Annotated in this window: 15 protein-coding genes; 7 read left to right on the forward strand and 8 right to left on the reverse strand. The window is 64.2% G+C overall.

All coding sequences use genetic code 11. The features are described from left to right. Nucleotides 1-3: 3 nt before the first annotated feature. From QRN51_RS09780 to QRN51_RS09805, 6 genes are read right to left on the reverse strand one after another with little or no spacing between them, the layout of a single operon-like run. Entirely contained in the window at nucleotides 4-2,037 is a 2,034-nt protein-coding gene (locus QRN51_RS09780) for an ABC transporter permease (RefSeq protein WP_284989672.1), read from the reverse strand. Further along, nucleotides 2,037-3,071: a quaternary amine ABC transporter ATP-binding protein gene (locus tag QRN51_RS09785; RefSeq protein WP_284989673.1), complete on the reverse strand. Its 1,035-nt coding sequence runs from the start codon at nucleotides 3,069-3,071 to the stop codon at nucleotides 2,037-2,039. Before QRN51_RS09785 ends, QRN51_RS09780 begins: the two co-directional genes overlap by 1 nt. Further along, nucleotides 3,068-4,588 (reverse strand): aldehyde dehydrogenase family protein, encoded by a 1,521-nt coding sequence (locus QRN51_RS09790; RefSeq protein ID WP_284989674.1) that lies wholly within the window; start codon nucleotides 4,586-4,588, stop codon nucleotides 3,068-3,070. Before QRN51_RS09790 ends, QRN51_RS09785 begins: the two co-directional genes overlap by 4 nt. Beyond that, nucleotides 4,585-6,333, reverse strand: a complete 1,749-nt coding sequence (gene betA, locus QRN51_RS09795) for a choline dehydrogenase (protein ID WP_084784710.1) — start codon at nucleotides 6,331-6,333, stop codon at nucleotides 4,585-4,587. Before betA ends, QRN51_RS09790 begins: the two co-directional genes overlap by 4 nt. A gap of 56 nt (nucleotides 6,334-6,389) precedes the next feature. Then, on the reverse strand, nucleotides 6,390-8,897 hold the full coding sequence (locus QRN51_RS09800; protein WP_284989675.1) for a GcvT family protein: 2,508 nt from the start codon (nucleotides 8,895-8,897) through the stop codon (nucleotides 6,390-6,392). 50 nt (nucleotides 8,898-8,947) lie between these two features. Then, nucleotides 8,948-9,298 carry a bifunctional 3-phenylpropionate/cinnamic acid dioxygenase ferredoxin subunit gene (locus QRN51_RS09805; RefSeq protein WP_059388150.1) on the reverse strand — a complete coding sequence of 117 codons (351 nt, stop codon included), beginning with the start codon at nucleotides 9,296-9,298 and terminating at the stop codon, nucleotides 8,948-8,950. A gap of 232 nt (nucleotides 9,299-9,530) precedes the next feature. On the opposite strand from QRN51_RS09805, the gene QRN51_RS09810 reads away from it, so the two are divergent. From QRN51_RS09810 to QRN51_RS09825, 4 genes are read left to right on the forward strand one after another with little or no spacing between them, the layout of a single operon-like run. Further along, nucleotides 9,531-10,727: an NAD(P)/FAD-dependent oxidoreductase gene (locus QRN51_RS09810; RefSeq protein ID WP_059388149.1), complete on the forward strand. Its 1,197-nt coding sequence runs from the start codon at nucleotides 9,531-9,533 to the stop codon at nucleotides 10,725-10,727. 44 nt (nucleotides 10,728-10,771) lie between these two features. Continuing rightward, nucleotides 10,772-11,908, forward strand: coding sequence for an aromatic ring-hydroxylating oxygenase subunit alpha (locus tag QRN51_RS09815; RefSeq protein ID WP_284989676.1), 1,137 nt, complete (start codon nucleotides 10,772-10,774; stop codon nucleotides 11,906-11,908). A 60-nt stretch (nucleotides 11,909-11,968) separates the two neighbouring features. Beyond that, a complete protein-coding gene (locus tag QRN51_RS09820; RefSeq protein ID WP_284989677.1) occupies nucleotides 11,969-13,057 on the forward strand; it encodes an S-(hydroxymethyl)mycothiol dehydrogenase in 1,089 nt (362 codons plus the stop codon). Further along, nucleotides 13,054-13,695, forward strand: a complete 642-nt coding sequence (locus QRN51_RS09825) for an MBL fold metallo-hydrolase (RefSeq protein ID WP_284989678.1) — start codon at nucleotides 13,054-13,056, stop codon at nucleotides 13,693-13,695. The genes QRN51_RS09820 and QRN51_RS09825 overlap by 4 nt, the downstream gene beginning before the upstream one ends. Here the strand turns inward: QRN51_RS09825 and QRN51_RS09830 are convergent. Further along, a complete protein-coding gene (locus tag QRN51_RS09830) occupies nucleotides 13,692-14,516 on the reverse strand; it encodes an IclR family transcriptional regulator (protein WP_059390263.1) in 825 nt (274 codons plus the stop codon). The two genes, QRN51_RS09825 and QRN51_RS09830, sit on opposite strands and share 4 nt — an antisense overlap. A 105-nt stretch (nucleotides 14,517-14,621) precedes the next feature. Between QRN51_RS09830 and QRN51_RS09835 the strand changes: the two genes are divergently transcribed. Further along, entirely contained in the window at nucleotides 14,622-15,359 is a 738-nt protein-coding gene (locus QRN51_RS09835) for a VOC family protein (RefSeq protein ID WP_284989679.1), read from the forward strand. 286 nt (nucleotides 15,360-15,645) lie between these two features. On the opposite strand, the gene QRN51_RS09840 is transcribed toward QRN51_RS09835, so the two are convergent. Then, nucleotides 15,646-16,317, reverse strand: a complete 672-nt coding sequence (locus QRN51_RS09840) for a GntR family transcriptional regulator (protein ID WP_059388144.1) — start codon at nucleotides 16,315-16,317, stop codon at nucleotides 15,646-15,648. A 153-nt stretch (nucleotides 16,318-16,470) separates the two neighbouring features. Between QRN51_RS09840 and glyA the strand changes: the two genes are divergently transcribed. Both glyA and QRN51_RS09850 read left to right on the forward strand, forming a co-directional pair. Beyond that, nucleotides 16,471-17,841 (forward strand): serine hydroxymethyltransferase, encoded by a 1,371-nt coding sequence (gene glyA / locus QRN51_RS09845; RefSeq protein ID WP_284989680.1) that lies wholly within the window; start codon nucleotides 16,471-16,473, stop codon nucleotides 17,839-17,841. Further along, nucleotides 17,838-19,058 carry a sarcosine oxidase subunit beta family protein gene (locus tag QRN51_RS09850; RefSeq protein ID WP_078106196.1) on the forward strand — a complete coding sequence of 407 codons (1,221 nt, stop codon included), beginning with the start codon at nucleotides 17,838-17,840 and terminating at the stop codon, nucleotides 19,056-19,058. Before glyA ends, QRN51_RS09850 begins: the two co-directional genes overlap by 4 nt. Nucleotides 19,059-19,072: the final 14 nt, after the last annotated feature.

Genomic DNA, 19,072 nt, shown 5'->3' on the forward strand with positions numbered 1-19,072 from the left:
GGACTAGTGCGCGCTCGATTTTGCTGAGCGGATTTTGCGGACCGGGTCGGCTGCCGCAGCCTGGGTGATGCGGTCCAGCAGGATGCCGAGGAAGACGATGGCCAGGCCGGCGGCGAGGCCCTTGCCGAACAGCGAGCTCTGGACAAAGCCGGCGACGACGTCGTATCCCAGGCCGCCTGCACCGACCAGGGCTCCGACGACTACCATGGCCAAGACGTAGATCAAGCCTTGGTTTGCGGCGAGGGCCAGGGATTTCCTGGCCATGGGGAGCTGGACCTTGGTGATGACCTGCCACGGGGTTGACCCGCTGGATACCGCAGCCTCCATGACGGTCGGGGAGATCGCCGCGATGCCGTCGGCCGTGATCTTGATGGCCACAGGCGCTGCGTAGATAATTCCAGCGACGATGGCCGTGAATCTCGTTGCGCCGAAGAGGCCTAGGAATGGAACCAAGTAGACGAAGGCAGGCATGGTCTGGCCCGCATCCAGCATGGGCCGCATGATCTGGTCCACCTTGTTGGACCTGCCCATCGCCACACCGAAGATGATGCCCAGCACCATGACCACGGCCGTGGCAACAAGGGTGCTGGCCAGGGTGACCATGGCATCGCTCCACAGGCCCAGGTAAATGATCGCAGCCAGGCATGAGGCGGTGACCAGTGCCAGTTTCCAACCGCCAAGTGCGTAAGCCGCTACAAGGACAACCGCGACGAGGAGGTAGAAGGGGGTCTCGGTCAGAAGGGATTGGAACGGGTTAAGGATTCCGTTGGTCAGGGCCTCGCGGAACGACACCGTAAACAGGGACAGATTTGTCTGCAGCCATGCGCTGGCAGCGCTGACTCCGCTGACGATGTCCGGGCCAAAGTTGAGGTTCTTCGGAAAGGCTGCGGCCCAGAGCATCGTCCGGGAAAGCTGGACCATGACAAGGACAACGACGAGGCTGGCGGCGAGCAGGATGTACCGGCTTTTCCGCGATATCCGGCGCTTGCGGGCTGCTCCGGGTTCGGCCCGGCGGCTGGCGGCCGTGGTGACCCGGTCCAGCACAATGGCCAGGAGGACGATCGACAGGCCGGCGTTGACTGCTGTCCCAACGTCGAGCGATTGCAAGGCACGCACAACCACTTGTCCCAGCCCCGGCGCCGCGATCAGCGCTGCGATGGTGACCATGGACAAAGCAGCCATGGTGCTTTGGTTGATCCCCATCACGATGGTGCGCCGTGCCAGGGGGAGTTGCAGGGTGAGAAGCCGCTGCAACCCTGTGGTGCCCAAGGAATCGGAGGCTTCCCTGGTGTTCTCCGGGATGTTCCGGATTCCGTGTGCCGTCAGTCGGATGAGAGGAGGCACCGCGTAGATCACCGTGGCGATGACGGCGGAGGCAGGGCCGATCAGGAAGATGAGGGCCAAAGGAGCCAGATAGACGAACGTGGGGAGGATTTGCATGAAGTCGAGGACCGGAGTGATCACTTGGGAAACCCGGCCCGAGATCCCGGCCAAGACTCCGAGCGGGATGCCGATCAGCAGGCTGAACAGCACGGCTGTGAGGACGAGGGCGAAGGTGTAAGCCGCTTCCGTAAACAGGCCCTGGAGCCCGAAGAACGTGAATGCGGCCGCCGTCAGCAATCCCACCCGGGCATTGCCGACCGCAAAGGCGATCCAGCTGAGCAGGCCGACAGTTCCCAGCCAGCCGATTTCCGGTAGGCGAAGCCCGGTAGAGCTGGCGGCAAAAGTGCTGGTGAACAGATTTGCGACTGAATCGACGGCGGAACGGAAGGGAGTGAAGACGTACTGGAAAACGGGATTGTCCGCCCGGTTCGATGCGACCCAGGCATTGAATTGGTTGAGCGAACGGTGCAGGTCAGTCAATTCCGACGCCGGCAGCGTGAGGGTCGATGTGCCGTGCAGGAACAAGAAACCGAGGAGCCAGAGGACTCCGGCGGCACCCAGGAGCAAAACTCGGCGACTCAGCCGCTTGCGCGGCGGGCGGAGGGTGTTGGCGCTGGCCTGAACCGGGGCGCGATCGCGAACTAGAGTGGACATCACGCCGCAACTTCCGTGCTGCGGATGACCGACAAGATGCTGTCGCGGTCGATTTGGCCCGTGATTTTGCCGGACTCTTCCACGAGCACGGGACACGTCGAGTTCATGACCGTGGGGATGGCGTCGCGGATTATGGTGCCTGCGCTCAGGACGGGAGCATCCCCGGGAGTGCCCAAAGCTACCGGATCGGTGATCCATTTGAGCGTCAGGACATCCGCGCGGGGTACTTCCGAGACGAAGTCGGCTATGTACTTGTCCGCTGGCGAACCGACAAGATCATCGCCGGTGCCGCACTGGACAGTCTCGCCGTTCCGCATGATCAGGATGCGGTCGCCGAGTTTGAGCGCTTCGGATAGGTCGTGGGTAACGAACACCATCGTCTTGCCCATCTCTTTGTGCAGCCGGATGACTTCGGCCTGCATATCGCGCCGGATGAGGGGATCCAGGGCCGAGAACGGCTCGTCGAAGAGGATGGTGTCCGGATCGCCCGCCAAGGCGCGGCCAAGCCCAACACGCTGCTGCATTCCGCCGGAAAGCTGATCGGGGAAATGCTGCTCGTAACCCTTGAGGCCTACCAGTTCGATGATTTCGCGGGATTTGGCGTAACGCTCGTTTTTCGGCGCCCCGCGGATCTGCAAGCCGTAGGACACGTTGTCCAGCACGGTGCGGTGCGGTAGGAGGCCGAAGTGCTGGAAGACCATGGACATCTTCCTCCGGCGCAGTTCCCGAAGTTCGGTGGTTCCCGCATCCAACACGTCTTTTCCGTCCACCAGGACGCTTCCCGACGTCGGTTCGATCAACCGGGTGAGGCATCGGATCAGGGTGGATTTTCCTGATCCGGAGAGGCCCATGACGACGAACACCTCGCCCTTGGCGACGTCGAAGTTCATGTCCCGCACGGCAGCATTGCAGCCGGTACGTTCAAGCAATTCGCCGGAGCTCAAGCTCGACAGCTCGGGATTCTTGGGGATCTTTTCACCTCCGGGTCCGAAGACCTTCCAGAGGTTGCGCACTGATATGTCAGGACTGCTCATTGCTGTACTCCTGCCTGTGACGGCTCGAACCAATGGCTGGGCCCGGGGCTGATGTTTTGCCAGATGTGCTTTGTTTCTCGGTATTCGGCCAAGCCCGCGAGCCCCAATTCGCGGCCGTTGCCTGACTGCCCGAAGCCGCCCCATTCGGCTTGCGGAACGTACGGGTGGTAGTCGTTGATCCAGACCGTCCCGTGGCGCAGCGCTTCGGAGACCCGCTGGGCCTTCGAGGCGTCTGCCGTCCACACGGCGCCGGCCAGTCCGTAGACGGTATCGTTGGCCAGCCGGACGGCCTCTTCCTCGGTGGTGAATGTTTCCACCGTCATGACGGGGCCAAAGGATTCCTCCTGGACCACGCGCATCGAGGTCTTGCACCCGTCCAATACGGTGGGCGGGTAGAAACTGCCACGCCCCAGTTCCGGGGTGTCCGGAATGAAGCCTCCGCACAGCAACCGGGCGCCCTCCGCAACCCCGGCCTGCACGTAGGCGTGGACCTTGTCCCGGTGGGCCGTGGAGATCAGCGGGCCGGTCTGGGCCTCCTGGTCGAAGGGGCCGCCCAGCCGGATCTGGCGTGCACGGCGAACCACCTCGGCCACGAACTCTTCGTGAATGGACTCTTCGACAATGAGCCGCGCCCCGGCCGAGCAAACTTGGCCGGAGTTCAGGAAGACAGCCGTCAGGGCGTTGTCGATGGCGGCCTCACGGTCAGCGTCGGCAAAGACCACATTCGGGTTCTTGCCGCCGAGTTCGAGGGCCACGCGCTTGACCGTCTCCGCCGCGGCCACCATGATCCGCTTGCCGGTCTCCAGTCCGCCCGTGAAGGAGACCAGATCGACCCGCGGATCCGAACTGAGCACAGCCCCCACTTCCGGTCCCGTTCCCGTCACGAGGTTCGCGACGCCGTCGGGCACGCCGGCTTCGCGCAGCGTGTCCATGAGCAGGATCGACGTCGAAGGCGTCAGCTCACTGGGCTTGAGGACAAAGGTGTTCCCGGCGAGCAGTGCCGGCGCAACCTTCCACGAAGCCTGCAGAAGCGGATAGTTCCACGGCGTGATGAGGCCGCAGACGCCCACGGGTGCATGGACGACCCGGCTGATGGCGCCGGGCCGGCCGGTATCGATCACGCGGCCTGCGTCCGTGCCTGCGACGCTGCCGTAGTAGCGGAAGCAGGCGATGACGTCGTCGATGTCGTATTCGGCTTCGACCAGTCGCTTGCCGGTGTCGAGGGCTTCGGCCGCGGCGTAGCCGGCTTTGTCCCGCTGGAGCAGCCCGGCCACGCGGAGCAGAATCGCGCCGCGTTCCAGTTCCGGAGTGCCCGGCCAGCCGCCGTCGTCGAACGCCTTCCGGGCACTCGCCACCGCTGCCTCGGCGTCGGCCGAGGTGCATTCCGCGACGTCGGCAACGTGCGTTCCGTCCGCCGGGCAGTTGATGCTGCGGATTCCTCCGGCGGACTGCCGCCAGCCGCCGTCAACGTAGCTGCCGCGCACCGTGTGGGTCTGGGAAAGTTGTGGGCTGTTCATGCCGCTCCTTGGTTCCTCGCGGGAGTGACCTGCGGCCGGCTGTCCAGGCCTTCCAAGCTGTCCGGAACCGGGCTGCTGCCGTGCCGGTAGAACTCGGCGGCGATCGGAGCGAGGGGTTCGCGGCCCTGGATGAGGTCAGCGGCTTTCTCGGCCAGCATCATGACCGGCGCGTAGATGTTGCCGTTGGTCACGTAGGGCATTGCCGAAGCGTCAGCCACCCGCAGGCCCGAGGTGCCGTGCACCCTCATGCTGAGCGGGTCCACCACGGACATCGGATCGGTGGCCGGGCCCATCTTGGCCGTGCAGGACGGGTGCAGCGCGGTTTCTGCGTCGCGGGCTACCCAGTCGAGGATTTCCTCGTCCGTCTGGACGGTTGGACCGGGGGAGAGCTCACCGCCATCGAAAGGCGCCATGGCCGACTGCTCGAGGATCTGCCGGGAAATCCGGATGGCTTCGACCCACTCGCGCCGGTCCTGCTCCGTGGAAAGGTAGTTGAATTTCATGGACGGGTGGACGGTGGGGTCCGTGGAGGTGATCTTCAGGCTGCCGCGCGCATCGGAGTACATGGGCCCGATGTGCACTTGGTAGCCATGCTTGGCATCGGCCTTCTGGCCGTCGTAGCGGACGGCCACCGGCAGGAAGTGGAACATGAGGTTGGGGTAGGCCACGTCCTCGTTGGAGCGCACAAAGCCGCCGCCCTCAAAGTGGTTGGTGGCAGCAGGTCCCTTGCGCCCGAACAGCCACTGCAGGCCGATCCACGGGTAGCGCCACAGGCTCAGGCTCGGCTGCATGGACACCGGCTGGGTGCAGGCGTGCTGGATGTAGACCTCCAGGTGGTCCTGCAGGTTTTCGCCGACGCCGGGCAGGTCAACTACGGGTTTGATGCCGAGGGACGTGAGGTGCGTGGAGTCCCCGACGCCGGACAACTGCAGGAGCTGCGGGGTGTTGATGGCCCCTCCGCACAGGACTACTTCCTGGGCATCCACGCTGTGCTGCTTGCCGTTGCGTCGATAGCTCACGCCCGTGGCCCTGACATCGGACGTTCCAATGCCGTCGAAGTTGATTTTCGAGACGAGGGCCCGGGTCCTGACCGTGAGGTTAGGCCGGTTGAGGTGCGGCCGCAAGTAAGCCCTGGAGGCGGAGAGCCGCTGGCCCTTGTGCACATTGCGGTCGAAGGGACCGAAGCCCTCCTGCCGGTACCCGTTGACATCGTTGGTCCGTGCGAATCCGGCTTGTTGGGCCGCGCGGAAGAAGGCTTGGAAGAGGGGATTGCGCGCCGGACCGCGTTCAAGGACCAGCGGTCCGTCGTGTCCGCGCAGTTCATCGTCGGGTTCCGCGGCCAGCGCGGTCTCCATGCGGTTGAAGTAGGGGAGGCAGTGAGCGAAGTCCCAGGTCTCCATCCCGGCGTCGGCTCCCCAGCGTTCGTAGTCCAAGGGGTTGCCGCGCTGGAAGATCATCCCGTTGATGGAACTGGAGCCGCCCAGGACCTTGCCGCGGGTGTGGGCGATCCGGCGTCCGTGCATGTGCGGCTCAGGGTCGGATTGGTAGCGCCAGTCATAGAACCTGTTCCCGCTGGGGAAGGTGAGCGCCGCGGGCATCTGGATGAACAGGTCCCAGGGGTAGTCGCTGCGGCCGGCCTCCAGGACCAGGACGGTCTTGGTGCGGTCTGCGCTGAGCCTGTCCGCCAGCACCGATCCGGCGCTGCCCCCACCCACAATGACGTAGTCAAACTTTTCGTTGGCCATTATTTGAACTCCTTTGAAGTGATCCCCATTGCTGTGTCGAGTAGCCAGGAGGGGCGTCAGCCCCGTAGCTTTTCCATGGTTGGATCCACGAGGGGATCGGCAGAGATGGTGGCCGGGATCCGCTTCCCGAAGTATTCGATCTCGACGGTGTCACCCTCGCCCGCTTCGGCGGGCAGCCAAGCGTAGGCGATGGGCTTTCGGACGGTGTAGCCGTAGGCGGCGCTTGTGACGTAGCCGGCGGGCTCTCCCTTGAAATAGACAGGTTCCTTGCCCAACACAACGGACGTGCCGTCGTCGACCGTCAGGCAACGCAAGCGGCGGTTGATGGGCAGTTCGCGGCGGGCTTTGAGGGCCTCGGCACCGATGTATCCTTCCTTGTCCTTGCCGACGGAGAAGCCAAGGCCCGCTTGGAAGGGCTCATGCTCGGGGGTCATGTCGGTGCCCCACAGCCGGTAGCCCTTCTCGAGGCGGAGGCTGTTGAACGCGCCGCGGCCGGCCGCGATGATGCCCTGCTCCTGGCCGGCCTCGAACAAAAGGTCCCAGAGCTTTTGACCGTTTTCCGCCGTCGTGTACAGCTCCCAGCCCAACTCGCCTACGTAGGACAGGCGCATCGCGGTGACAGGGATCCCGCCGATCCGGACTTTCTTGGTGCGGAAGTACTTCAATCCGTCGTTGCTGAAATCGTCGTCGCTCACCTTGGCCATGATTTCGCGGGCGAGCGGCCCCCAAAGCCCCACGCAACACGTGGAACCCGTGATGTCCCTGACCTGGACCCACTGGGTGACGTCCCCAGCGGTCTGTTTGCGGGCTTCGGTGGTGAGGTAGGCGAAGTCGATGTTGCCGTTCGCGCCTACCTGGAACGTGGTTTCGTCGAGGCGGGCCACCGTAATGTCGCTGCGGATGCCGCCGTCGCCGTTGAGGAGCAGGCAGTACGTCACCGCACCCGGCTTCTTGTCGACCTTCCCGGCGCTGAGGCGCTGCAAGAGGGCTTCGGCGCCAGGGCCGGAAACCTCCAGCCGCTTGAGCGGTGTCATGTCATAGAGCGCGACGGCGGTGCGCGTCTTCCACGCTTCGGCAGCGGAAATGGGGGAATGGAACATGGCGGCCCACGGTTCGCGTTCAGGTGCGCGCCATTCTTCCGGGAGGATCTCCAGCAAGCCGCGGTTTGCCTCGAACCAGTGCGGGCGCTCCCAACCCTGGGCTTCGAGGAAGAACGCCCCGAGCTCCTTCTGCCGGGCATTGAATGGGCTCACGCGCAGTTCGCGGGGCGAGACGCGTGGCTGCAGCGGGTGCAGGACATCGTAGATCTCTACGAAGTTCTGCTGGGAGGTTTCGCTGACGTAGCTCTCCGCGGTCTGGATCTCTTCGAAGCGGGAGACTTCGCATTCGTGGAGCGGAATCCGGGATTGGCCCTCGATCAAGAGCTCGGCCACTGCCCTGGCCACGCCGGCGGAGTGCGTCACCCACACGGCCTCGGCAACGAAGAACCCTTCAACCTCTTTGGACTCGCCCACCAAGGGACCGCCGTCGGGGGTGAAGGAGAAGATGCCGTTGAAGCCATCCGCAATCCCCGCGCCGGCAAGTGCCGGAAGGAGTTCCTTGGAGTCCTCCCAACTCGGCAGGAAGTCCTCTTCGGTGAACGCCAGGCGGGATGGCATGCGGTGCTCGGACATGTCCGCCGCAGCAACCTCGGGGAGCTCCCGGAGGTCCACGGGCATGGGCTTGTGGGCGTAGGAGCCAATGCCCATCCGGTCCCCGTGCTCGCGGTAATAGAGGTCTTTGTCCTGGTGGCGAAGGATGGGCATCCACGCGCCGTTGGCGGGATCAAGCAGCCGCGAGGCATCGTTCCGGCCCACGAGCTCCGGTACGGAGGTGGTCTTGACGTATTGGTGGGCCAGCGGGAGGAGTGGCACGGACATGCCCACCATGGCGCCGATCTTGGGTCCCCAGAACCCGGCGCAGGAAACTACGATGTCCGCAGGGATCACACCGTCGGGCGTTTCGACTCCCGTGACTTTGCCGCCTGTCTGTTCAATGCCGGTGACGGGAGTGGAACCGCGGAACGTGACGCCTGCGGCGCTCGCCTTGGCGATGAGCAGGCCGACGGCGCGGGCCGCGGAGGCCAGGCCGTCGGAGGGGACGTAGAGTCCGCCGAGTACTTTCTCCCGGTTGAGCAGCGGGTAGTGCTTGGCGCACTCGTCCGGATCGATGAGCCGGCCTTCCACACCCCACGACGCCGCGTAGCCCAGCTTGCGCTTGAGGTCCTCCAGGCGCCCTGGCGTGGTGGCGACCTCGAGGCCGCCCACCTGGTTGAAGCAGGAGACGCCGGAATCGCTGAGGGAGAGCAGCTTGTCCACGGTGTAGGAAGCGAATTCGGTCATGGCCTTGGAGGCGTTGGTCTGGAACACGAGGCCGGGGGCGTGCGAGGTTGAGCCACCCGCCAACGTCAACGGGCCCTGCTCGACCACGGTGATGTTGGTCCAGCCGCGGGTGGACAGCTCATCCGCAAGATTGGCGCCGACGATGCCGGCTCCGATAATGACGACGCGGGGTGATGTGGACATGCGTGTTGCTCCTGAGGTAAGTCGTATCGAAGTTTGGGGCTCGCCGGAAGCTAGACGTGGCCGTCGACGGTCAACCCGGGCGGCAGGTTGGGCTCGTCCTCGGATTCCTTGACCATGATCTGGCCGTCCACTACCAGGACTTCGTGGACCCTGACGGGCAGTTTGGCGGGAGGCGCATCGGCGGCTCCCGTGCGGAGATTGAACTTTGAAGCATGGAGGGGGCACTCCACCCAGCAGTCCTCCACCCAGCCGTCGGCGAGTGAGGCGTCTTGGTGCGTGCAGGTGTCGTCGAGGGCAAAGAGTTCGCCTTCTTCGGTGTGGAATACGGCAATCGGCGGAGACGTCTCGAGTCGAATCGCGTCCCCCGGAGCCAACGAGCTAAGCGGACAAGCACTGTGCATCTCACGAACCTCTTTCACCGGATTGGTCGAAAACCTGCGGGTGGTTGTTTCATGATCAACGAAGATCACAATACGCAACAGAGTGATGGACCTCACAGGGGCTTGTCAAGAGGTGGAAATTACTGCGCAGATTGCTTGACACGCGATGTGAAGGCCGTCACACTGTTTCGCATAACGAAGTTCGTTGCGTAATGCGCAATAAAATTTCGAACGGCTCAACGAGGAGGAAGCCATGGAAACATTGGCCATCGTGGGCGCATCATTGGCTGGACTTTCCGCCGCCCGCGCTGCCCGCGCGCAGGGTTTTTGTGGCCGGCTGATCATCATTGGAGATGAGCAGCAGCGGCCCTATGACCGTCCGCCCCTGTCCAAGGAGTTCCTGGCAGGAAAGATCGGCATCAAGCACTTGATGTTGGAAGCGGAAGAGGGGGGAATGGCGGATCCCCTGCAGGCTGAATGGCTGTTGGGCTCGCCTGCGAAGAGCTTTGACGCGGCCAGCAGGACCATCACCCTAGGCAACGGACGCACGGTGGTGGCCGACGGCGTCGTGATCGCCACCGGAGCTTCGGCCCGCACCCTGCCCGAACTTGCGGGCCTATCCAACGTCTTTACTCTGCGGACTCTCGAGGATGCGCAGGACCTGGCTCCGGAACTCGTTCCGGGCGGCCGCCTGTTGGTGGTTGGCGCAGGCTTCATCGGCGCGGAAGTGGCGTCAACGGCCAAGGGCCTGGGAATGGACGTGACCATTATCTGCAAGAGCCCGATCCCGCTAAGCGCTCCGATCGGTCCGGAGATGGCTGGCGTCATGGCCACGCTCCATGGGATCAATGGAGTGGAACTGATTTGTGACACGGGAATCGACTCGTATTACAGCTACGAAGGAAATGTGACCGGCGTCCGGCTCAGCGATGGACAGTACCGTTCCGCCGACGTCGTACTTCTCGGAATCGGTGCGGTCCCCAACGTCGGGTGGCTGGCCGGTTCGGGGCTGGCGATCGACGACGGCGTCACGTGCGATTCGATGGGACGGACAAACGTCCCCGGCGTGGTCGCCGTGGGAGACTGCGCGGCCTGGTACGACGAACGCAGCGGGCAGCACCATCGCGTGGAGCATTGGAGCGGCGCCCAGGAACGTGCCGCCCTTGCCGTGACAGGGCTCTTGGATCACTCAGCAGCACCCCAACCGCTCAACCTGCCGTACTTCTGGTCGGACCAGTACGGAGTAACGCTCCAGTTCGCCGGCCATGCGCGGGACGCGGAGCGCGTCGAAATTGAGGCAGGGCAGCTCGAGAACCACAGCTTCCTGGCCGTGTACTACCGGGGCGAGGAACCAGTGGGCGTACTAGGTGTGAACCAGCCGCGACTGTTCACCCGTTGGCGCCGGCAACTCAACGCCCGCAATGCCCCGCGCGTCCTGGCAACCCCTTAGTCCTCTCGAGCGCCAACCACGTTCATCACTGAATAGGAGTCAGCATGACCACTGAAGTTGTTTCCCCCAGCCTGATCCCCACTCTCCCCGGCCACACTTATGTCAGTGAAGACATCTTCCGTGCCGAGCAGGAACACATCTTCGAACAAATGTGGTTCTGCGCTGTGCGGACCGCGGACCTGGAAAAGGCCGGCTCGTTCAAAACCGTGCAGATCGGCCGTGAGAGCGTACTCATCAACCGCACCCGCAAGGGAGAGATCCGCGCGTTCTACAACATCTGCCGGCACCGTGGCGTGAAGCTGTGCATGGAGGAGTCCGGCGAGGCCAACCGCTCGTTCCAGTGCCCGTACCACGCCTGGACCTACGATCTTGAGGGGAAGCTCATCGCGGCCCCGAACCTCACCAAGATGCCGGATATCGATCGAAACGAATACGGGCTGGTCAAGGTCCACGTCCGGGAATACATGGGCTACGTCTGGGTCAGCCTCGCGGATGAGCCGCCGTCGTTCGAAGAAGACGTCATGGGCGCGATCGAGGAGCGCCTAGGGGATCTGAGGGCTGTCGACGACTATGACATCGCGAACCTGAGCCTTGGCCGGCGCATCAAGTACGACGTGAAGGCCAACTGGAAGCTCATCATCGAAAACTTCATGGAGTGCTACCACTGCGCCACGATCCACCCCGAACTCACCGAAGTCCTGCCCGAGTTCGCCGACGGCCTGGCGGCGCAGTATTTTGTGGGCCACGGCGCCGAGTTCGGTGACGACATCAAGGGCTTCACGATTGATGGTTCCGAAGGCCTGGATCGGATTCCCGGAGTCGGCGACGACCACGACCGCCGGTACTACGCAGTGACCATCAAGCCGAATGTCTTCGTCAACCTTGTTCCGGACCACGTCATCATCCACCGCATGTTCCCGCTGGCTGCCGACCACACGATCGTCGAATGCGACTGGCTGTACCTGCCCAGCGTCGTGGAATCCGGCAAGGACGTGAGCGCTTCGGTGGAGCTCTTCCACCGGGTCAACGAGCAGGACTTCGACGCCTGCGAACGCTGCCAGCCGGCCATGGGCTCCAAGATCTACGCCAAGGGCGGCGTCCTGGTACCGAGCGAGCACCACATTGAGGCGTTCCACAGCTGGGTCACGAGCAAGATCGCCGACGTCCCCGCCGACAGCTAGCCTGAGGAATGTCTGTCGTCGTAACGAGTAACCCGGAACCTAGGAAAGGGACGCAAGCCAATGGTTCATAAAGTAAAAGCGGTCATCGCCAAGGAAAAGAACGCCCCGGTCACGCTGGAGACCATCCTGGTGCCGGACCCTGGTCCGGGGGAGGCGCTGGTGGACATCCTCACCTGCGGTGTCTGCCACACCGACCTGCACTACAAGCAGGGCGGCATCACCGATGATTTCCCCATCCTGCTCGGCCACGAAGCCACCGGCGTGGTCAGCGCCGTTGGCCCGGACGTCACCGATGTGGCGCCGGGGGACAGGGTCATCCTGAACTGGCGCGCCGTGTGCGGGGAATGCCGGGCGTGTGCCAAGGGCCAGCCGCAGTACTGCTTCAACACGCACAATGCCACCCAGAAGATGACCCTGGAGGACGGCACGGAACTGACCCCGGCACTGGGGATCGGCGCCTTCGCGGAGAAGACCCTCGTAGCCGCCGGGCAGTGCACCAAAGTGGACGACGACGTCGATCCCGCCGCCGTCGGGCTGCTCGGCTGCGGCGTGATGGCAGGAATCGGTGCCGCCATCAACACCGGCGAGGTCAAGCGGGGCGAGTCCGTGGCCGTGATCGGTTGCGGCGGCGTCGGCATCGCCGCTATTGCCGGGGCAAAGCTGGCCGGCGCCACGACGATCATCGCCGTGGACATCGACGCCAACAAAATCGGGATGGCCATGTCCTTGGGAGCCACACACGGTGTCAACTCCAGCCAGGAGGACCCCGTCGAGGCCATCCGGGCCCTGACCGGTGGTAACGGTGCCGATGTGGTGATTGACGCCGTCGGGCGCCCGGAGACCTACAAGCAGGCCTTCTACGCGCGCGACCTCGCCGGCCGCGTAGTGCTGGTGGGCGTCCCGACGCCGGGCATGTTGCTCGACCTGCCGTTGCTGGATGTCTTTGGCCGCGGCGGTTCGCTGAAGTCCTCCTGGTACGGGGACTGCCTGCCGTCCCGCGACTTCCCGATGCTCGTGGCGCACTACAAGCAAGGCAACCTGGACCTGGACGCGTTCGTGTCGGAGCGGATCACCATCGACCAGGTGGAAGAGGCGTTCGCCAAGATGCACGAGGGCAAAGTGCTCCGTTCGGTGGTGGAAATCGGATGAGTGTCGCCATTGAGAACCTCGTCACCTCGGGCACGTTTTCGCTCGACGGCGGCACCTGGGACGTGGACAACAATGTCTGGATCGTCGGCAATGACGACGAATGCGTGATCATCGATTCGCCGCACGACGCGGAGGCAATCATCGGCCAGGTCCGTGGCCGGAAGGTGCGCGCCATCCTGCTCACCCACGCGCACAATGACCACATCGGAGCAGCGCTCGACGTCGCGAAGGCAGTGAACGCGCCGATCCACCTTCACCCGGCAGACATGGTCCTGTGGGAGCAGGTGTACCCGGACGCCGGCCCGGACCGTTACATCACGGACGGCGACGTCTTCGAAGTGGCGGGCACGGCTTTGCACGCCTTCCACACGCCGGGCCACTCACCGGGTTCCACGTGCTTCTACCTGGAAAGCGAAGGCACGGTGTTCACTGGCGACACCCTCTTCAACGGCGGCCCGGGGGCGACGGGCAGGTCGCACAGCGACCACCCGACCATCCTGGCCTCGATCCGGGAACGCCTCCTGACGCTTCCGCTGGAAACCGTGGTCCGCACCGGGCACGGCGACAACACCACCATCAAAGCCGAGGCGGAAAACCTCGCCCAGGCAGCGCTGGATCGCCAGGCCGACGGCGCTTAGGCGCCGCCGGCTGCTGTGTAACCCATCTTGACGCTGATTGAATACCCGGCTTGCTTGAGCGCATCGAGCAGGCCGGGTATTTTTTCCGGCTCGAAACGGAAGGCCGGCCCGGAAAGGCTGATGGCTCCGATCACCATGCCGCTGTGGTTGTGGATCGGAACGGCGACGGCGTTGAGTCCGCGCTCGAGTTCTTCATACGTGGCGGCGTACCCGGCCTCCGCAATGACCGGCATTTGCCGCTCCAGCTCGTCGCGGTCGGTGATGGTCTGCGGAGTGTATCGTGCCTGGCCGGATTCCCTGAGAACTCGGTCACGCGTCCCAGGCGGCAGCGCTGCAAGCATGACCTTGCCGCTGGAGGTGGCGTGGAGCGGGGTGAGCCCGCCGATCCAGTCCTGCGTGCCAAGCGTGTTGGGGCCAATGGCCTGGTCCACGTTGACCGCGAAATTTGACCGAAGCACGGCCAGGTTGGCGGTCTCGGCGAACTTCTCCGCAAGGGCTTCGAGATCTTCCCGGGCTTCCTTTACCAAGCTGAGGCGGGCCGGAATGGCGCTGGCCAGGCGCAGGATGTTGAATCCGAGTTGGTATTTTCCGCGCTCGTGGTTCTGCTGAACCATGCCACGGGCGTCCAGGGCGCTCAGCAGTCGCGATGCCGTTGACTTGTGGACGCCCATTTCCTCAGCGATCTCACTCACGCCGGCATCGCCGTTGCGGGCGATGATTTCGAGCACGGTGATGGCCCGGTCCACGGACTGCACACCCGCGTGGTGCGCACCGCCCGGATCGGAATCGGGGTCGTTGGCAGGGCTAGCATCAGCGTCCATGTGGTTCATCGTCTCAAACACGGTCAAATGCGCGGCCTCTCCGGTCAGCGTGTCCTGGGATGTTGCCGCTCAGCCGGGTATTGCCTGGTTATAGGATCGGGCGGTATGGCACTGCGACTTGTTCAAGTGAATTTCAAGGCCCGGGACGACTCGGCTCTGGGCCGGTTTTGGGCGGAGGCGCTTGGTTGGGATATTTCCAGCGAAGGCCCCGGTGTGAGCAATGTTGAACCCGCGGGCTTCACCGGGCCGGACCCCGCCGCCGTCTGCGTCGATGTCGTCACTGTGCCTGACCCCGAAACGGTGAGGTATCGCGCCCACCTCGACCTCGCCACCGCCTCTGAGGCCCATCAAGCGGAGCTTGTGGCGCGCCTGGTGAAGCTCGGCGCGACGCCTGCCGATATCGGCCAGGGCGATGTGCCGTGGACGGTCCTGGCCGATCCGGAGGGCAACGTGTTCTGCGTGTTGGAGCCTCGGCCGATCTACCAGGACACCGGGCCGATCGCCGCGGTGGTGGTCAGTTGTGCGGATCCGCGGGCCATGGTGCGGTTCTGGAGCGGGGCGATGGACTGGACTGTGCACGAGGAGACTGATGATTTTGCGAGGCTGCGTTCGGCCAAGGGCGTTGGGCCGTATTTGGAATTCGTCCGGACTCCCGCCGCGAATGCCGCGCGCGGCCGGGTCCATCTCGACCTGAGGCCGTACCCCGGAGATGATCAAGCGGCGGAGGTGGCCCGGTTGCGGGACCTGGGCGCCACGGACGCCGACGTCGGCCAGGGCGACGTGCCATGGGTGTGCCTCGCCGACACGGAGGGCAACGAGTTCTGCGTTCTCAGCCCCGGCTGACTCGTCAACCGCTGTGAGCCGTTCCTTCTTGGGCGCCGTCGTGCCACACTTGGTGGACTATCGATTGACTGGGGGATCCGGGTCAGGAGATTGGTATGTGTGTTGTGATGCAACCCCGCACCTCGGGCCGCCGACTGGTGGTGATCGAGCCATGATCATCGGTTGGGCTTACTTCATGGCGGGAGTGATGACGGTTGATGCGCTCTTGCTGGGGCTGCTGCTGTTGAACGTGAAGTGGCCCAAGCATTGGAAGAGGAACGGCTAGGCGCCAGCGTAGGTGCCGGACCTAGAGGACCTTGCGGATCGACTCTTCGAAACTCGCCACGTGGTGCAGGGCGAGCGCTGCCGCCCGGTCCTCGTCGCCGTCGGCGATCGCACTGAGCAGTTCTGCGTGCTCTGCGACGTGGCTCGTCACTGAAGGCATCTTGTCCAGCATGTGGCACCAAATGCGGGTTGCCAGGTTGTCGTAGCGGATCAGCACGTCCTCGAGGTGCGGATTGGCCGCGGCCCTGTAGATGAGCCGGTGCACCTGGATGTCGTAGCGCATGAGGTCCTGCTGGCCGGCGTCGTGTGCCTCCAGGCCGCTGATGGCTGCGGCGACCTCGCGCAGTTCTTCCCTCAGCTTCGGGCTGGCCATGCGGGCAGCCCGCCGTGACGCCAAGGGCTCAAGCAGCTCGCGGATTTCGGAGACGTCCGCGAGTTGGGTGATGTCGACGCCGGTGGCGAAGGTTCCGCGGCGGGGATATGAGACCACAAGGTGGTCGCTTTCCAGCCGCTTGATGGCCTCGCGCACGGGTGTCCGTCCGATGCCGAGCTCCGCGGCGACCTGCCCGTCGTTGATGGGGTCTCCGGGTTTGATGTCCAGCATGATGAGCCGGTCGCGCAGGAGCAGGTAGGCGTTTTCCGCCAAGGACGTTCCCTGCGTGCCTGTGTCCGGTGCTTCCAGTGCAGTGCTCATGTGCCTCTCCCGTTTGCCACAATTCCAAGTCTGGCGGTTCAGTTGCCGCCGGACTGTTGACGGCTGTGTGATCTTCAACATACTATGGCAACAGTCCTAATATATCAGTTGCTGATTAGTCAGTAAATATAAGTATCTCAAAAGGAGACCACGATGGTTGAACCGCTGATCCGCCCACTCGCCCAGGCGGACCCGGAGGTTGAGCAGGCGATCGCCCAGGAACTCATCCGCCAGCAGTCCACGCTGGAAATGATCGCCTCCGAAAACTTCGCTCCTGCAGCCGTCATGCAGGCACAGGGCTCGGTCCTGACCAACAAGTACGCGGAAGGCTACCCCGGCAAGCGCTACTACGGCGGCTGCGAGCATGTGGACGTCATCGAGCAGCTGGCCATCGATCGCGTCAAGGCCCTCTTCGGCGCCGAAGCCGCAAATGTCCAGCCGCACTCCGGCGCCCAGGCCAACGCCGCAGCCATGTTCGCGCTCCTTGAACCGGGGGACACCATCATGGGCCTCGACCTGGCGCACGGTGGCCACCTGACCCACGGCATGCGCATCAACTTCTCCGGCAAGCTGTACAACGTCATCCCGTACCACGTCAGCGAATCCGACCTCCGGGTGGATATGGCGGAAGTGGAAGCCCTTGCCCTGGAACACCGCCCGAAGCTGATCGTTGCCGGTTGGTCCGCCTACTCGCGCCACTTGGATTTCGCAGAATTCCGCCGCATCGCCGACCTCGTGGGCGCCTACCTCATGGTGGACATGGCCCACTTCGCCGGCCTCGTCGCAGCGGGACTGCACCCCAACCCGGTGCCGTATGCCGACGTCGTGACCACCACAACCCACAAGACACTCGGCGGCCCGCGCGGCGGAGTCATCCTGTCGAAGGAACAATACGCACGCAAGATCAACAGCGCGGTTTTCCCCGGCCAGCAAGGCGGCCCGCTGGAGCATGTGATCGCGGCCAAGGCCGTGGCGTTCAAGATGGCGGCTGAGCCTGAATTCCAGGAACGCCAAGCACGGGTGCTGGAAGGCGCCAAGCTCCTGGCCGAACGACTCCTGAAGGACGACGTGGCCGCAGCAGGGATCTCGGTGGTCAACGGAGGCACCGACGTCCACTTGGTCCTCGTTGACCTGCGCCACTCGGAACTGGACGGCCAGCAGGCCGAGGACACCTTGCACCGCATCGGCATCACCGTGAACCGCAACGCCGTCCCTTTCGACCCCCGGCCGCCGATGGTTTCCTCCGGACTCCGCATCGGCACCCCGGCGCTCGCCGCACGCGGCTTCGGTGCCAAGGAATTCGCGGAGGTCGCGGACATCATCGCGACGGCGTTGATCGCCTCCGCCAGCACTGGCACAAACAGCAGCGGCACCTTGGGAGACGAGGCCGCCGTCGAACTCCGGGGGAGGGTTACCGCGCTCGCCGAGCAATTCCCGCTTTACCCGCACCTTTCCCAGGCTGGCAGCGGCAACGACGCCGCTTCCACCGAACTTGAGGCAGAAATGATTGGAGCAGCCCAGTGAGCGCAGACCAACTCCCCGAACACCCGGATTTCCTGTGGCGTAACCCGGAGCCCAAGGCTTCCTACGATGCCGTGATCGTGGGTGGTGGCGGCCACGGCCTGGCCACCGCGTACTTCCTGGCCAAGAACCACGGCATGACCAACATCGCCGTCCTGGAAAAGGGCTGGCTGGCCGGCGGCAACATGGCGCGCAACACCACCATCATCCGCTCCAACTACCTGTGGGACGAGAGCGCCGCCATCTACGAGCACGCCCTTAAGCTCTGGGAGATCCTGCCCGAGGAACTCGAATACGATTTCCTCTTCAGCCAGCGCGGCGTCATGAACCTCGCCCACACCCTCGGCGACGTCCGCGAAAGCGTCCGCCGCGTCGGCGCGAACAAGCTCAACGGGGTCGACGCCGAATGGCTGGACCCGCAGCAGGTCAAGGAACTCTGCCCCATCCTGAACATCAGCGACAACATCCGCTACCCGGTGATGGGCGCTACTTACCAGCCCCGGGCCGGCATCGCGAAGCACGACCACGTCGCTTGGGCTTTCGCCCGCAAGTGCGACGAGCTCGGCGTGGATATCATCCAGAACTGCGAAGTAACGGGCTTCCTGAAGGACGGCAACCGCGTGGTGGGCGTCAAGACCAACCAGGGAACCATCCACACCGAAAAGGTTGGCCTCGCGGCCGCCGGCCACAGCTCGGTCCTCGCCGAAATGGCCGGCTTCCGCCTCCCGATCCAGTCCCACCCCCTCCAAGCGTTGGTGTCGGAGCTGCATGAGCCGGTCCACCCCACGGTGGTCATGTCCAACCACGTGCATGTCTATGTTTCCCAGGCACACAAGGGTGAATTGGTCATGGGCGCCGGCGTCGACTCTTACAACGGCTATGGCCAGCGCGGTTCCTTCCACGTGATCGAGCACCAGATGGCTGCCGCCGTCGAACTGTTCCCGATCTTCGCCCGGGCCCATGTGCTCCGGACTTGGGGCGGAATTGTGGACACCACTATGGATGCCTCGCCGATCGTTGGACTCTCGCCGGTTGAGAACATGTTCGTCAACTGTGGATGGGGAACGGGCGGCTTCAAGGGCACGCCCGCTGCGGGCCTGACCTTCGCCCACACCATCGCCACGGGAACGCCGCACGAGCTCAACAAGCCCTTTTCACTGGAACGCTTCGAGACCGGTGCCCTGATCGACGAACACGGCGCCGCCGCCGTCGCCCACTAGCCGCAGCCTTTTAG

Source organism: Arthrobacter sp. efr-133-TYG-120 (assembly GCF_030209785.1).
GTDB lineage: Bacteria > Actinomycetota > Actinomycetes > Actinomycetales > Micrococcaceae > Arthrobacter.